Source organism: Latilactobacillus sp. VITA-14 (assembly GCF_046580785.1).
GTDB classification, from domain to species: Bacteria; Bacillota; Bacilli; order Lactobacillales; family Lactobacillaceae; genus Latilactobacillus; species Latilactobacillus curvatus.
The window spans coordinates 1-14,173 of record NZ_JBJKTM010000031.1; the positions used below are offsets into that span (position 1 = coordinate 1).

At 41.7% G+C, this 14,173-nt stretch carries 16 protein-coding genes, 1 tRNA gene and 2 pseudogenes; 9 read left to right on the forward strand and 10 right to left on the reverse strand.

All coding sequences use genetic code 11. From position 1 onward, the window contains the following. A pseudogene (locus tag ACF1X7_RS09530) lies at nucleotides 1–128 on the forward strand (IS30 family transposase); the annotation flags it as partial. Nucleotides 129–488: 360 nt separating this feature from the next. On the opposite strand, the gene ACF1X7_RS09535 reads toward ACF1X7_RS09530, so the two are convergent. Together ACF1X7_RS09535 and map are read right to left on the reverse strand one after the other, a co-directional pair. Next, the gene (locus ACF1X7_RS09535) at nucleotides 489–1,424 is read right to left on the reverse strand and encodes a YihY/virulence factor BrkB family protein (protein ID WP_271260102.1); all 936 of its coding nucleotides are present in this window, start codon (nucleotides 1,422–1,424) and stop codon (nucleotides 489–491) included. Nucleotides 1,425–1,593: 169 nt separating this feature from the next. Beyond that, nucleotides 1,594–2,391, reverse strand: a complete 798-nt coding sequence (gene map / locus ACF1X7_RS09540; protein WP_004270776.1) for a type I methionyl aminopeptidase — start codon at nucleotides 2,389–2,391, stop codon at nucleotides 1,594–1,596. A 224-nt stretch (nucleotides 2,392–2,615) separates the two neighbouring features. On the opposite strand from map, the gene ACF1X7_RS09545 reads away from it, so the two are divergent. From ACF1X7_RS09545 to ACF1X7_RS09560, 4 genes are all read left to right on the forward strand, one after another. Next, a complete protein-coding gene (locus tag ACF1X7_RS09545; protein WP_004270785.1) occupies nucleotides 2,616–3,068 on the forward strand; it encodes a flavodoxin in 453 nt (150 codons plus the stop codon). A gap of 434 nt (nucleotides 3,069–3,502) precedes the next feature. Beyond that, nucleotides 3,503–3,985, forward strand: a complete 483-nt coding sequence (locus ACF1X7_RS09550; protein ID WP_411162718.1) for a GtrA family protein — start codon at nucleotides 3,503–3,505, stop codon at nucleotides 3,983–3,985. Then, on the forward strand, nucleotides 3,978–4,400 hold the full coding sequence (locus tag ACF1X7_RS09555) for a GtrA family protein (RefSeq protein WP_004270778.1): 423 nt from the start codon (nucleotides 3,978–3,980) through the stop codon (nucleotides 4,398–4,400). Before ACF1X7_RS09550 ends, ACF1X7_RS09555 begins: the two co-directional genes overlap by 8 nt. Nucleotide 4,401: 1 nt before the next feature. After that, nucleotides 4,402–5,334: a glycosyltransferase family 2 protein gene (locus ACF1X7_RS09560; protein WP_039098246.1), complete on the forward strand. Its 933-nt coding sequence runs from the start codon at nucleotides 4,402–4,404 to the stop codon at nucleotides 5,332–5,334. Between the two features lie 133 nt (nucleotides 5,335–5,467). Here ACF1X7_RS09560 and wecB read toward each other — a convergent pair. Together wecB and ACF1X7_RS09570 are read right to left on the reverse strand one after the other, a co-directional pair. Further along, nucleotides 5,468–6,611: pseudogene (gene wecB / locus ACF1X7_RS09565) on the reverse strand (non-hydrolyzing UDP-N-acetylglucosamine 2-epimerase). A 133-nt stretch (nucleotides 6,612–6,744) separates the two neighbouring features. Beyond that, nucleotides 6,745–7,287, reverse strand: coding sequence for a TetR/AcrR family transcriptional regulator (locus ACF1X7_RS09570; protein WP_054644190.1), 543 nt, complete (start codon nucleotides 7,285–7,287; stop codon nucleotides 6,745–6,747). Between the two features lie 162 nt (nucleotides 7,288–7,449). Between ACF1X7_RS09570 and ACF1X7_RS09575 the strand changes: the two genes are divergently transcribed. The 4 genes from ACF1X7_RS09575 (at nucleotide 7,450) to ACF1X7_RS09590 (ending at nucleotide 10,256) form a co-directional block, all read left to right on the forward strand. Further along, entirely contained in the window at nucleotides 7,450–8,682 is a 1,233-nt protein-coding gene (locus tag ACF1X7_RS09575; protein ID WP_253733806.1) for an aminopeptidase, read from the forward strand. Continuing rightward, nucleotides 8,682–8,864 carry a hypothetical protein gene (locus ACF1X7_RS09580; RefSeq protein ID WP_039098243.1) on the forward strand — a complete coding sequence of 61 codons (183 nt, stop codon included), beginning with the start codon at nucleotides 8,682–8,684 and terminating at the stop codon, nucleotides 8,862–8,864. The genes ACF1X7_RS09575 and ACF1X7_RS09580 overlap by 1 nt, the downstream gene beginning before the upstream one ends. A gap of 226 nt (nucleotides 8,865–9,090) precedes the next feature. Further along, nucleotides 9,091–9,795 (forward strand): VIT family protein, encoded by a 705-nt coding sequence (locus ACF1X7_RS09585; protein WP_004270792.1) that lies wholly within the window; start codon nucleotides 9,091–9,093, stop codon nucleotides 9,793–9,795. Between the two features lie 140 nt (nucleotides 9,796–9,935). Then, on the forward strand, nucleotides 9,936–10,256 hold the full coding sequence (locus ACF1X7_RS09590; RefSeq protein WP_089556369.1) for a DMT family transporter: 321 nt from the start codon (nucleotides 9,936–9,938) through the stop codon (nucleotides 10,254–10,256). A 29-nt stretch (nucleotides 10,257–10,285) separates the two neighbouring features. Here ACF1X7_RS09590 and ACF1X7_RS09595 read toward each other — a convergent pair whose 3' ends face one another. From ACF1X7_RS09595 to ACF1X7_RS09620, 6 genes are all read right to left on the reverse strand, one after another. Next, nucleotides 10,286–10,630 (reverse strand): iron chaperone, encoded by a 345-nt coding sequence (locus ACF1X7_RS09595; protein ID WP_039098242.1) that lies wholly within the window; start codon nucleotides 10,628–10,630, stop codon nucleotides 10,286–10,288. Nucleotides 10,631–10,716: 86 nt separating this feature from the next. Next, nucleotides 10,717–11,580, reverse strand: a complete 864-nt coding sequence (gene fba / locus ACF1X7_RS09600; protein ID WP_039098241.1) for a class II fructose-1,6-bisphosphate aldolase — start codon at nucleotides 11,578–11,580, stop codon at nucleotides 10,717–10,719. A gap of 199 nt (nucleotides 11,581–11,779) precedes the next feature. After that, nucleotides 11,780–11,853, reverse strand: a tRNA-Arg gene (locus tag ACF1X7_RS09605). A 58-nt stretch (nucleotides 11,854–11,911) separates the two neighbouring features. Beyond that, nucleotides 11,912–13,105 carry an MFS transporter gene (locus ACF1X7_RS09610; RefSeq protein ID WP_411162719.1) on the reverse strand — a complete coding sequence of 398 codons (1,194 nt, stop codon included), beginning with the start codon at nucleotides 13,103–13,105 and terminating at the stop codon, nucleotides 11,912–11,914. Between the two features lie 71 nt (nucleotides 13,106–13,176). Further along, the gene (locus ACF1X7_RS09615) at nucleotides 13,177–13,701 is read right to left on the reverse strand and encodes a transcription repressor NadR (protein WP_039098240.1); all 525 of its coding nucleotides are present in this window, start codon (nucleotides 13,699–13,701) and stop codon (nucleotides 13,177–13,179) included. A gap of 392 nt (nucleotides 13,702–14,093) precedes the next feature. Beyond that, nucleotides 14,094–14,173, reverse strand: an 80-nt coding sequence (locus ACF1X7_RS09620) for an IS3 family transposase (protein WP_411162720.1), incomplete at its 5' end; no start/stop codon positions are given.

Here is a 14,173-nt window from a genome sequence, read left to right on the forward strand (position 1 = left end):
AAAAGACCAATTTTAGCCAAGTAACGACTGATGAGATCCTAGCAGCACTTGAACTAATTAATCAACGACCATTAAAAATACATCATCAACAGACTGCCATTGAAAGATTCCGGGCTTGTTCGGATTAAACTTGTAATTTGCCAAAAGGAAATCTTTTTCTGGAATACACCTTAATAAAAAACACTTAGTTTTCACACTAAATTGTGAATAACCCCCTTAACATTGGGCGGTAATTCAATATTCAAGATTTTTAAATAATTAAATATTTTTAAAGTATCGAAAGTGAAAGTGGTTTACGAAATCTAAGTCCATCAAAAAACCGATATGTAAAAACATTAGTTTGACATATCGGTTGAGATAAATAATTTTAATTTTAGAGACTAAAAATAGGTTGTAATCATCCGGTTGATTCCCGAATTCTTACAACCTATATAATTGGTTAACGTTTCAATTCATATTTGTGCTTTGTCTCATTAATTTTTCGGCTGTCATTCATTTTGATCGCGCCGACGCGCAATAAAGTCATGAACCTTACCGCGACTGGCGTTAACATGCCCATGCAGTGCTTCTTCAATCACAACATTCAAGACAGCCCCAACCATCAGAATCGTTGCGGAATAATTCAGCCACAAGAGTAAGATAATCACCGCACCGATTGCACCGTAACTATTCCATGACGTGCCGAAGTAACGAATATACAATGAGAAGGCTTGTGCAAGAATTAACCAGCCAACCGTTGTCAGTGCTGCCCCTGGCAGAACACTTCGCAATCGCATTTTCACATTCGGAACGAAGAAATAGATGAAAATCAGCAGTAGGAACAAGGCGATCACCGTCACTGGCCATTTTAAACTACTAAAAATATTAACGTATGTCTTAGGAATGTTAAAGATTGGGACTAATAATTCCAAAACTTGTTGCCCGAATGTAAAAACGACGATCAAACTGACTAATAATAGTAGTAAGACTAATGTGGTTCCTAGAGAAATGAGGCGTTTTAGAATAAAATTCTGAATTTTATCGACTCGATACGCCCGATTAATACTAATTTTCAAGGCGTTGATGCCCTTACTAGCTGCCCACAAAGTTCCTAAAATCCCGACGGATAATAAGCCATCATTGCGTTTCTTCAATAGGGACTGCAGAACTGGCATAATCTTGTCGAATATCGTGGGCGGCACCGCCGTTTGGACGTAATCCGCCACGCTCATTACATCTAACTGGAAGTACGGTAAGATGTTCCCGATAACGATTAATAGTGGGAAGATTGATAATAACGAATAATATGCGATTACCTTCGAATTATCACTAATGCTTGCTTCTGATGAACGCAACATCATTAACTTCACCACAGCAATCAACTTCTGCCGTCTGGATAAGTCCTGTTTTACCACCGGTAACTGGTTTTGATTGTCTACTGTCATATGTCACTCCAAATTCTCTTTTACACATTAGTCGTTCTACCTGAAAGGCTTATTTTCCCGACTTCTTAAGGCATATTTATCATTTCTATTATACACGAATTAACTATGGACTAATAGTTTTCTGAAAGCAAAAAAAGAAACCTTCTCATTTTAGAGAAGGTTTCTTTTTTTATAGTAAATATTTAGCATCCATTTCTGGATCTTGTGAGGTTAGAATCTTAGGACCATCTTTGGTAATCGCAATTGTGTGTTCATATTGCGCACATGGTGTGCCATCTGCTGAGACGTAATATTCCCAGTCTTCGCCAGGGACTTCTTTTGACTTGATGTGCCATGTGCCACCTAAGATGACCATTGGTTCAATTGTGATGGTCATCCCTTCTTTAAGGCGCAAGCCCTTGCCCGCTTCACCGTATGAAGGCACGTTTGGTTGTTCGTGCATCGTTGGTTGAATACCATGTCCAATCAATTCACGGACGTCACCGTAGCTGTTTTCAACTTCGGTATATTGTTGGATGGCGTGGCCGATATCACCTAGGCGATTGCCGACAACGGCTTGATCAATGCCTAAGTAAAGTGCTTTGCGCGTATCGTCCATTAATTTTTGTAATTCTGGTGCGATTTCGCCAACCGCATAAGTCCAGCAAGAATCACTTTCATAACCGTCCAAGTTAACGGTCATGTCGACACTGACAATGTCGCCTTCTTTTAGAATTAAGTTCTTCCGTGGAATGGCATGTGCCACTTCCTCATTCACGCAGACACAAGTTGCGTACTTGTAGCCTTCAAAGCCTTTTTCAGATGCTTTGGCACCGTGTTGTTCGATGTAGTCGTTTGCGAATTCTTCAATTACCCAGCTCGAAATACCTGGTTTGATGATGTCGCGCAAACCGCGATGAACGCCGGCAATAATGGCGCCAGAAGCAGCCATCCCTTTAATTTCTCGTTCAGATTTTAATGTAATCAAAATGAAACCTCCAATATTGTTACCATTGTAGCCTTTAATTGTATCTATTTCTATATTATACGCTATCTGCCATTAAAATGGACGAATCGTCGCTTTTTAGTTCAATTAACCGTGAAAGAGCCGTTGCACCTTTTCTTAATAAGGGGCTTTTGCTATAATGCCTTATAGTATAATTCGTTAATTGCGGCCACTGAGCGCCGCGTACGTGAAAGGATGTCCCAATAATGGCAACTGCTAAAGTAGTCTATGCAAGTATGACCGGCAATAACGAGGAAATTGCCGAAATCGTTGAAGAAGCCCTCGAAAGTTTGAACGTCGACGTTGAAACCACTGAAATCTCTCAAGCAGATCCTGCCGATTTTGAAGACAGCGATATCTGTATCGTCTGCAGCTACACCTATGGCGATGATGGCGATCTCCCCGATGAAGCCGTTGATTTCTACGAAGATCTCAAGGATATTGATTTAACTGGTAAAGTCTACGGTGTCTGTGGCTCCGGTGATACGTTCTACGATGACTTCTGTAAAGTGGTTGATGATTTTGCAGCCGTCTTCGAACAAACCGGCGCAACAAAGGGTTCAGACGTTGTCAAAGTCGATCTATCAGCAGAAGCAGAAGATATCGAACATCTTGAAAAATTCGTATCAGAGATTGTTGCAAAACAAAGTGCACTATAAGCTCGGTCAGTATCCGAGCACTAACCTAGTCTGGCAAACAGCCAACGAGTTGGCTGTTTGCCGGACGTAGCTAGGCACAGGATACTAGCTTATAAAGCACGTTTCAAGGCAGAGTGCGTTGTAAGCCTGATTATCTTCTGAGGATTAGCCTAATCAGGCGGATTACCGACAACGTTGGTGATTTGACTGATGTCGCTAACCGGAAGAAGATGGCTTCCGCAGCACGTTTCAAAACAGAGTGCGTTTGAAACGGTTATGCTTTGAGCATTAACTGGATTTGCCGAATAGGTGATGCAATCACCTATTTGGTAAATTTGGTTAAGCGCAGAAGTATGTTTCAACCAATCTTCCCTGGGCCGCGGTTACGTCCCTTTTTACCGCGGCCCTTCTTTTGGTCTTTTAGACCTTAATAAATCAAACTAGGAGCTGTCTTTATGGCTTTCATTAAACGGTTAGTGTTTAAATACCACGATTTTTTAACCTATACGATTTTTGGTTTTTTAGCATCGTTGGTTAATATTTTTACTTACTGGGTATTTCGCCACACCATTATTTGGCCGTATTTACTCGCCAATACAATGGCGTGGTTTGTCGCGAATTTATTTGGCTTTTTTACCAATAAGTCGCTTGTATTCCAATCCAAATACACCACGTTTGGCGCTGTGTGTCGTGAAGTGCTTTCGTTTTTCTTTTTCCGTGGTGTATCCTTTTTCTTGGATAACGGTTTGATGATTGTCGCCATCTCCTTCTTAGGGTGGCAGAGTATGACCGCCAAGATTATCGATCAGTTAATCGTCGGCATTGTCAACTACATCACCACCCGCTACACTTTCAGAAAAACAGAACAACAAATGGCACTCCGGGGGCGGATTCTCCGGCGATACAATGCCATTTTGAAAAGAGGTCACAATGATTAAAGCCATTCAACAACTCATTCAAAAATACTGGGAACAATTAATGTACTTGGTCTTTGGTGTCTTAACAACCCTAGTCAACATGGTCGTTTTCTTCGGATTAGACCACTATACAACTATCAATTATCTCGTCAGCAACACGATTGCCTGGTTCTTATCCGTACTATTTGCCTTTTTCACCAATAAAACGTGGGTCTTTCAGTCAAAATATACAACTTTAAAGGACTTTTCCCGTGAAATGGCTAGTTTCTTTTTCTTCCGTGGTATATCATTCATAATGGATACGGCAATTATGTTTGTTGGGATTTCCTTATTGGTATGGCCCAACATGCTTGTTAAAGTGCTAGATCAGATTATCGTGATTTTAGCGAACTATGTATTTAGCAAATGGATTTTCAAAGATACTTCGGAGGATTAAGATGACTAAGACGATTTCAATTATTGTACCCTGTTATAACGAGCAAGAATCAATTCCGCTTTTCTACGCAGCAGTTGAGAAAGTAGCGGCTACTCTAGCCGACCACCGCATCGAATACATCTTCGTTAACGATGGTTCTGCTGATGAAAGCCTGGCGGAAATGCGCGCGTTACAGGCACAAGACCCTGAACACGTTCACTACATTTCATTCTCTCGGAACTTCGGTAAAGAGGCTGCCTTGTATGCTGGCTTACAAGCCGCAACTGGCGACTACGTTTCAGTGATGGATGTTGACTTACAAGATCCGCCTGAACTATTACCCGAAATGATTCACGGCATTGAAGTCGAAGGTTATGACTGTGTCGGCACTCGCCGGACAACACGTGCGGGTGAACCCCCCGTTCGTTCGTTCTTCGCTAAACAATTTTACAAGATTATCAACCGGATTTCACAAACTGAAATCGTGGATGGTGCTCGTGATTATCGCTTGATGACTCGGCAGATGGTCAATGCCATCTTAGAGATGTCTGAATACAACCGTTTTTCAAAAGGGATTTTCAGTTGGGTCGGCTTTGACACCAAGTACTTAGAATATAAGAACCAAGACCGCGTTGCTGGTCAAACCAGTTGGTCATTCTGGGGACTCTTCAAATATTCATTGGATGGGATTGTAACTTTCTCAGAAACACCATTAGCCATTGCGTCCTTCGTCGGCTTTTTCTCATTCGCGATTGCCCTGCTTGCATTAATCTTCATCGTTATTCGTGCTTTGATTTTTGGCGATCCAACAAGCGGTTGGCCATCACTCATTTCAGTTATCCTAATGGTCGGCGGTTTACAACTCCTATGCCTAGGGATTGTCGGCAAATACATCGGCAAAATCTACCTAGAAGTTAAAAACAGACCAGTGTATATTGTGAAAGAAAAGAAATAAAGTGCGTTTGGTTGCACTTAGCAACTGAGTATTAAGACAAAAAAAAGTTTGAATCCGCACGTTTATCTCATCAAAAAAAGCCCTCGCCATTATCAGTCAAAATGATAATGGTCGAGGGCTTTTTCAATGCTCATTATTTAAACGCTTCTGGTTTTTCTTTTGATTGGCCAAAATGATAAGCAATTGCATCTAAAATCCGTTGAGATGCTTGTCCATCACCATATGGATTCTTGGCATGGGCCATTGCTTCATATACGGCTTGATCATCTAATAATTCAACCATGGCATCATGAACTTGTTCTGGTTGTGTCCCAACCAACTTCAACGTGCCTGCTTCAACCCCTTCAGGTCGTTCAGTTGTATCCCGTAAGACCAACACAGGTTTGCCTAATGACGGTGCTTCTTCTTGCACACCACCAGAATCAGACATGATGAAGAAACTCCGTGCAGCTAAGTTGTGGAAATCAACAACATCCAATGGATCGATTAAATGAATCCGCGGGTGATTGCCTAAGATATCTTGCGCTGCTTCTTGCACAACAGGGTTCAAATGCACTGGATAGACGATTTCAACATCATCATGGGTTTCAACAACTTGGCGCATTACCTTGAAGACCCGTTTCATTGGTTCACCTTGGTTTTCACGTCGATGCATTGTTACTAGAATCATTCGTTTGTCAGCATCAACAACATCCAAGATTGAATGATTGTAGTCGCTTTGAACCGTTTGTTTCAATGCATCAATTGCTGTATTCCCTGTAATGTAAATAGCCTTTTGTGGGTGATTTTCTTGTAATAAGTTGGCTTCACTTTGACTGGTTGGTGCAAAATAAAGATCACTGAGTACATCTGTTAATTGGTGATTCATTTCTTCTGGGAATGGTGAATACTTATCTCAAGTTCTTAGTCCTGCTTCAACATGGCCAATCGCTGTTTGATTGTAGAATGCACTAATGCTTGCTGCGAAAGTAGTGGTTGTATCCCCATGAACTAATACGATATCCGGTTTTTCAGTTGCAATCACTTTATCAAGGTTCATTAATACGTTACTAGTAATTTCACTAAGTGTTTGCCGTTGTTTCATAACGTCTAAATCGTAATCTGGTTTAATTTTAAAAATTTCAAGCACTTGATCTAACATTTGACGATGTTGGGCAAGTTACCACCGTCACAGCTTCGAATTCATCTGCGCGTTCTTTCAATGCTAATACTAGCGGCGCCATCTTAATTGCTTCTGGTCGTGTCCCAAAAACAGTCATTACTTTAATTTTAGACACAAAGCTGCCTCCTATTATTTAATAAGTTACCCCCCTATACTACATGTTTTCTAAAGATTTGCCAATCTTTAACCACCTTACAAATGAATAACAGTCTGAATATAAAAAAGGACGCCTTTTTAGACGTCTCTTTTTAAAAACATCGCTTCAACATTCGTTTGAGCATCGCGTCTATTTCTGCGTCACTATAGTGTACCAACTTCGCATTCGTTAGGGTCGCCAAACCCGTAATAATGATCCACGCTTCGTTAATAATGCGTTCGTGTTCTGACTCACTAACCGTTTTTAACGGTTGATAGTCCTGCAATCTAGTTTGCGTCAATTGCCCCATGAAAAGTTGTGCTTCATCCTTACCAAAGTGGTTATCAATAAATAACGCACGGTAAAGTTCTGGTTCGATTGTAGCAAAATGAATATAGCCAATCCCGAGATTGACTAAGGCATCATCTGTTCGTTGTTCTTCACTGACATACCACACCAAACGCGCCTTGGCTTGTTCCAAAATGGCTTGCTTGAGATTGGCCATATTACCGAATTCTAAATAGATGGGTTGTGTCGAACAGTCTAGTGCCTTGGCAAGGCTGCGCGCTGTAATTGCTTTTAAACCATCCGCTAATACCATTTCGTATGCTTTATCCAGAATTTGCTCCGCTTTAATCCGTTTTGTCCGTGCCATCGTTCCCACTCCTTAACCGATCAATCCGTTTTTCAATATTATCTACTGTCACTCTACCATAAAATTAAATAACATGAAAACGTTTTTATCTGTTTTACGAGTTTTTTAAATCGCCATGTGCTATGATAAACATATTAAATCGCCCTTAAGGAGGAATTTTTGATGACTACTTTCCAACATAATCTTGAAAAATACGCCGCTTTAGTCGCTAAGACAGGGATCAACGTGCAATCCGGAGACACAGTGGTGCTCCAAATCGCTGTTGATCAAGCTGAATTCGCCCGTGATATGACAGCTGCTTGTTATGACCTCGGTGCAGCCGAAGTGATTATCAAATGGCAAGATGATGACATCGATCGGATCAATATGCAACACAAAGCCGAAGATCGCCTCGTTAACGTGCCAGACTTCCAGAAACAAGAATACGATTACTGGTTAGCAAACAACGCCAAACGGATTTCGGTGATGTCGAGCAATCCTGATAACCTTAAGGGCCTCGATGGTGATCGGGTCGCTGCTGTTCAAAAGGCAAACGGTCAAGCAATGCTTAAAGTTCGCCAAGCAACACAAGCCAACAAAAATAGTTGGATTGTAATTGCCGCAGCTAGTCCCGCTTGGGCAAAGAAAGTCTTTCCTGATATGGACGAACAAGCCGCAACTGATAAGTTATGGACAGAGATTTTCAAAACAACCCGGGTAGATAAAGAAGACCCAATCCTTGCTTGGGAACAACATGGCAAGAAACTGCAAGCTAAAGCCGCTGAATTAAACGCTGCGCAATACAAAGCACTCCATTACACAGCTCCTGGCACTGATCTCACAATTGGGTTACCTGAAAACCACATCTGGATGGGTGGTCCTAGCCGTAGTAGTGATGGTCGTTCATTCGTCGCTAACATGCCTACTGAGGAAGTTTTCTCAGCAGCTGATGCCAACAACATCGATGGCTACATTTCTTCTACGAAACCATTGAGTTACGCTGGTAACACACTCAATAACATGCAATTTACTTTTGAAAACGGCAAAGTGGTCAAAGCCACCGCTGAAGAAGGCAACGATGTCTTACAAAAACTCTTACAAACCGATGCTGGGGTCAAGAGCCTAGGTGAAGTCGCACTTGTACCAGATCCTTCACCAATTTCACAATCAAAGATCACCTTCTACAATACCTTATTTGACGAAAATGCTTCAAACCATTTGGCACTCGGCTCTGCTTACGCCTTTTCAATTGAAGGCGGCACAGATATGTCTGAAGAGGAATTAAAAGCAGCTGGTTTAAACCGTAGTCAAGCCCACGTTGACTTCATGGTCGGTTCTAGTCAAATGAACATCGATGGCTTAACGCACGACGGTCAGATTGTCCCCATTTTCAGAAACGGTGACTGGGCTGACTAATGATTACATGGCTCATGCTCCTTGGCGTCTGCGTTTGTCTAACCACCTTCTTCATTGGACTAACCGCCTATAGCGCCTACCAGAAACAAGCGATTGGTGGTCTAATCATTGTGTGCGTTGCCGGTTTAGTCTTAACCGCAATCGCGGCATTCTTCTACTACCAAGCACTGACGCATTTATAATTCGAAAGGGTCACGACAAAATTTTTGTTGCGACCCTTTTTGATGTGCTAGACTGTTGGCATACTTTTTGTTCACTATATCATTATTCGTTAGTAATAATGATTCGCATGTACTGGTATAACAGGTTTTATACAATGTTTTTGTTGTGAACAATTGTTCAAAAACGATTGATAATCCTTCTCAATTAGCTATAATGAAGTTAAATCAACCAGAGGAGTCCGCCATTATGAAAGAATTATCCGCCAGTGCACCACTCGAACATCGTTTCCATTTATCAGAACGTTTGAACATTATCCGCGCCGGCGTCTTAGGTGCAAATGACGGTATTATCTCTGTAGCTGGAATCGTAGTGGGTGTCGCGAGCGCCCACCAAAGTCAGTACACGATTTTTCTTGCTGGTATTTCTGGCATGCTTGCTGGCGCCTTTTCAATGGGTGGCGGTGAATACGTCTCGGTCAGCACGCAACGTGATACGCAGAAATCCATGATGCGGCTTCAAAAAGAAGCCATCCAAAACGAATACGCTGCTGAAGTGGCCAGTCTACAACGAACTTACGAATCAAAAGGCTTGCCCACTCCACTTGCACATCAGGTAGCTTCAGCGTTCATGCAAAAAGACAGTCTTGACATCACACTCCGCGAAAAATACAATATTGAATTACACCATTACTTCAACCCGTGGCATGCCGCCTTTTCATCATTTTTCTCATTCATGTTAGGCTCATTGCTGCCAATCATCGCCATCCTAGCAATTCCATACCCTTACAAAGTTAGTGGAACTATTGGTTCAATTGTCCTTGCCCTTATCGCGACCGGTTACACGAGTGCAACGTTAGGCAAGGCAAACCGACTCAAAGGTGTTTTGCGCAACGTCTTAACCGGCGTCTTAACCATGGTCGTCACCTATTTAATTGGTGGTTCTATCGGCTAAGCTTCACTTTTAACCTAAAATTTGCTATGCTATATTTAATTTAATCGTCGCCACGGGGCAGTTAATCACTTCATTAGGTCAAAGAAGAAGTGATTGGCTGTCCTTTTTTTGTGGCCGATATTATTAGGAGGTTCTATTGTGTGGCATGGGTTGATTTATTGATTGCAGGATTGGCAGAAGTTTGGTGGGCAACGACTATGAAAATAAGTGGTGGGTTCACTAAGCTCAATTACACATTACTGACGATTGCTGGCATGCTCGTCAGCTTCGGTTTTCTAATTCGTGCGACGAAGGGATTACCATTGAGCATTGCTTATCCGGTTTGGACCGGAATTGGCGCAGTGGGAGCTATTTTAGTCGGCATCATCTTATTCAATGAACACATTTCTTTATTAACCTGGCTATTCGTTATTTTATTAGTAATCGGAATTCTCGGCATTAAAATGACGAGTGGTCATTAAAAAATAGGCTTACCCAAAATGGGTAAGCCTTATTTATTAACGTGTTCTAATTGCCAACTCGCGATAGTTTGAATCAACTCGATTGGTAATGCCGTTACATCTTTTTCGAATTGTAGTGTCCCTTTGCCGGTCTGACATGGTGCGACAGCTTTTGCAAAATGGGCCATCGGTTGATTAGTGGGATAAAACCCAATGTGCCGTTTATTAATGCCAAAATAGCAAACTGCTTTAGGCTGATAATCCCCAACCAAACCATAAGCCAGCTTCATCTCTGCGTCCGGTAACACTGCCCGAAGAATGGTGTGCATTGCCAGTGCGAGTGTTCGATCAGCATCAGTTGTAAGGCCTGCATTATATTGCTCAATAACTGTCATCTTATCCCCACCTTTATTTTGCTCTCATTCTAGCATGAAACCACAAAAAAAAGCCCAACCGAAGTTGGACTCTTGAAAAACAATAATTATTTAACAGCTGGTGTACCGAACCATTCGATACGTGATTCAACTGTGTCTTTGATTGCTTTTGTACCTGGTGCAAGAACTTTACGAGGATCGAAGCCTTTTTCAGCTTGATCTTTGTTTTCTGCATAGTATTCTTTAACAGCGTTTGACCATGCGATTTGTTGTTCTGTATTAACGTTAACTTTTGAGATACCCATTTCGATTGCTTTAAGGATTTGTTCCTTAGGAATACCTGAACCACCATGTAATACAAGTGGTAAGTCAATAGCGTCAGCTAATTCTTGTAAACGGTCAAAGCTTAAACCTTGCCAGTTTTCAGGGTATACACCATGAATATTACCAATACCAACTGCTAAGTAGTCAGGACCAGCAGCTGCTAATTGTTTAGCTTCTTCAACGTCAGCTAATTCGCCAGCACCGATGATACCGTCTTCTTCGCCACCAATTGAACCAACTTCGGCTTCAACTGAGATGCCTTTAGCATGTGCTAAAGCAACGATTTCTTTTGTCTTTGCTAAGTTTTCTTCGAATGGTAAATCATGACCATCGAACATAACTGAGTTGTAACCAACTTCGATACATTCTTTAGCAGCTTCGTAGTTACCGTGATCTAAATGCATGATAACAGGAACTGTGATGTTCATTGACTTGATTGTTTGTTCAACCAAGTTCTTGCATAATTCGTAACCACCCATATATTTAGCAGCACCCATTGATGTTTGGATCAAGATTGGTGTGTTAGTTTCTTGAGCAGCACCTAAGATAGCACGTGTCCATTCAAGGTTGTTTGTGTTGAAAGCACCAACAGCGTAATGACCTTCACGAGCAGCTTTAAAGATTTCTGTACCATTAACTAATGACATGAAAAAGCCTCCAGATTAATTGCAACTTTTGCGTTGCGATTTTTGAATACGAATCTATTTTAACATATTTTCACCTAATATAAATCATAAATCCGTAACTTTCTGAAAGTGAAAGCGTAATCATTCTGCTTGATTATTTTACACCAATTAAAAAGCACACTAGTTAATCTAGTGTGCTTTTACGACAATTGCTTCAAAGTGCGCCCGGCGAGAATCGAACTCGCAACCTATCGCTTAGGAGGCGATTGCTCTATCCAGTTGAGCCACGAGCGCCTATGAGTCATATTGTCGCATCTGTTGTTTTAATTGTAAAGTTGATTTTAATAAATCTTTATTCATCCGTTAAAACGGCGTTCATCGTTTCTTGACCTAAAAAGAACACGGCACCAGCCGCTAATAGTATCGCACCCGTAAAAAGTGTAAAAATCACGGCTATTGATACCCCCTGCTGAATTAGCGCACCAACTAAAAATGGCCCAACCACACCGCCAATTCGCCCGATGCCAGCTGCTAAACCACTCCCACTTCCACGGACAAGTGCAGGATATTGTTCTGGGGTATAAGCATATAGCGCCCCCCATGCACCAAGATTGAAAAAGGATAACAGCGCACCGGCCACGAGTAACATGGCAACTGAGTTTGCATTGCCAAACAATAATGCACTGAGTGCTGTTCCGATTAGAAAGCCACCTAAAACACGTTTCCGCCCCCATTTTTCAATCAACCATGCTGCTACAAAGTAGCCTGGTAATTGTGCCAAGGTCATAATCAGCACATATTCAAAACTTTTAACCAAGCTGAACCCTTTTAAGACCATCACACTGGGGAGCCATAAAAACATCCCATAGTATGAAAAGACCACTAAAAACCATACGAGCCATAACATAATTGTTCTTTGGCGATACGCTGGTTCAAATAAAACACGCAATCGTTGCATGAATGGTACCTTACGGTTAATCGTCGTCGGTTCATGCTCTTGTTTAACATGTTTCCGTAACACAAGTGTGTAGATGGCGGGCAATGACGTGATCAATAAGACCACTCGCCAGCCCCAAACTGGAATGACAAAATAGGCGAGTAAACTGGCAACTAACCACCCGGCTGCCCAAAAACTTTCTAACAATACGACAGCCCGACCGCGCGATGCCGTTGGCGTATTCTCCGAGATTAATGTCGAGGCTACCGGTAGCTCGCCACCCAACCCAGCACCGACCAATAACCGGAGTACTAGAAATAGACTCAACGATGTACTAAAGGCAGATATCCCATTGCCAATCGAAAATACTAATAAGGAACAAAGTAAACTGTTTTTTCGACCAATTTTATCAGCTAAAATGCCGAAAATAACGGCGCCAAAAACCATTCCAATTGAACTGACACTCCCAATTAATCCCATTTGTGCGCTACTGAGTTGCCACTCTTTGGCAAGCGCAGCAATCACAAACGATAGCATCCCCACATCCATTGCATCGAACAACCATGCACCACCTGCAGCCCATAAAAGTGTCCTATGTTCTTTTGTCATCCCGCATTACTCCCTTATGTTATGAATGGTCCTATCATACAAAAAGAGTTTACAGATGTCAAGACACCTAATTATGCGTTATAATAAATATTTATCTGTTTAAGCGCTGCGACAATTTGCTTAAATCGTTGTTCTGACGCGCATTCAATCGTGTGTAAATGAATGCCGTCGGTTAATGTTGAAAGTAATTTCTGATGGGGCATTGTGGCCATTTTTTGCATAAAGCCTTTGACATCTGTCAAGGTGCCGATTCCCAGTTGACCGGTCAGTTCACCATACAATGGATGATCAACGGTCACGTCGATCACGCGCCCCCCATTTTCAACAATCGTTGTCAATTCGAGTTCAGTCTGCCCCTGATTATGCTGACAGGCAACTTGTGCCTGATATGGCATTGTTTGTTGCGTCTGCGTTTGGTCGTAATAACCGCTAACTGTCGCAATAATTTGGGCCCCTTGTGCGCGAAGTAAGGCGATATCCCCAACAATTGTCTGCCGGCTAACTTTATATTGTTGCGCTAATACTTTGGCACTGATGGGTTGCGCACTCTTTTGAATTGCATTCAGAATTGCTGTACGTCGTTCTTGCGTTGTCATATTGCCACCTCGTCTTGATTTCTTACGCTATATTCTAAGCGTTCTAAAGGCAAAAAGAAAGTGGAGGGTTGAAACGAACTCGTTTTTCCGGATAACCTAAAAATACATACTATGGCTTAAACCCGCCATAATATGTATTTTTCTGTTAATCCTCAAAGCCAACCCGTTCGACTGCGCACTCTTGTTTTAAACGTGCTGCTTCGAACTGCCTTTTCCGGTTAACCGGCTCCTATGTCAAGAATCCGGACATAAAAGTACGAACAAATTTGACTTTCAATTTAAATTACTTAATTTAATTTTCGGAGGCCGAAGTTTTAGTCCCGTTTAGATTTTAAAAACGCTTTAGAGTATATTAAATAAGCCCCAACATTATTGAATTTAATAGCCTGTAGCTACGCTACAAGTGAAATACGATCACTGTTATACCAACGAATATAGTTATCAATTCCGGCGATTGCTTCATGAATTGTCT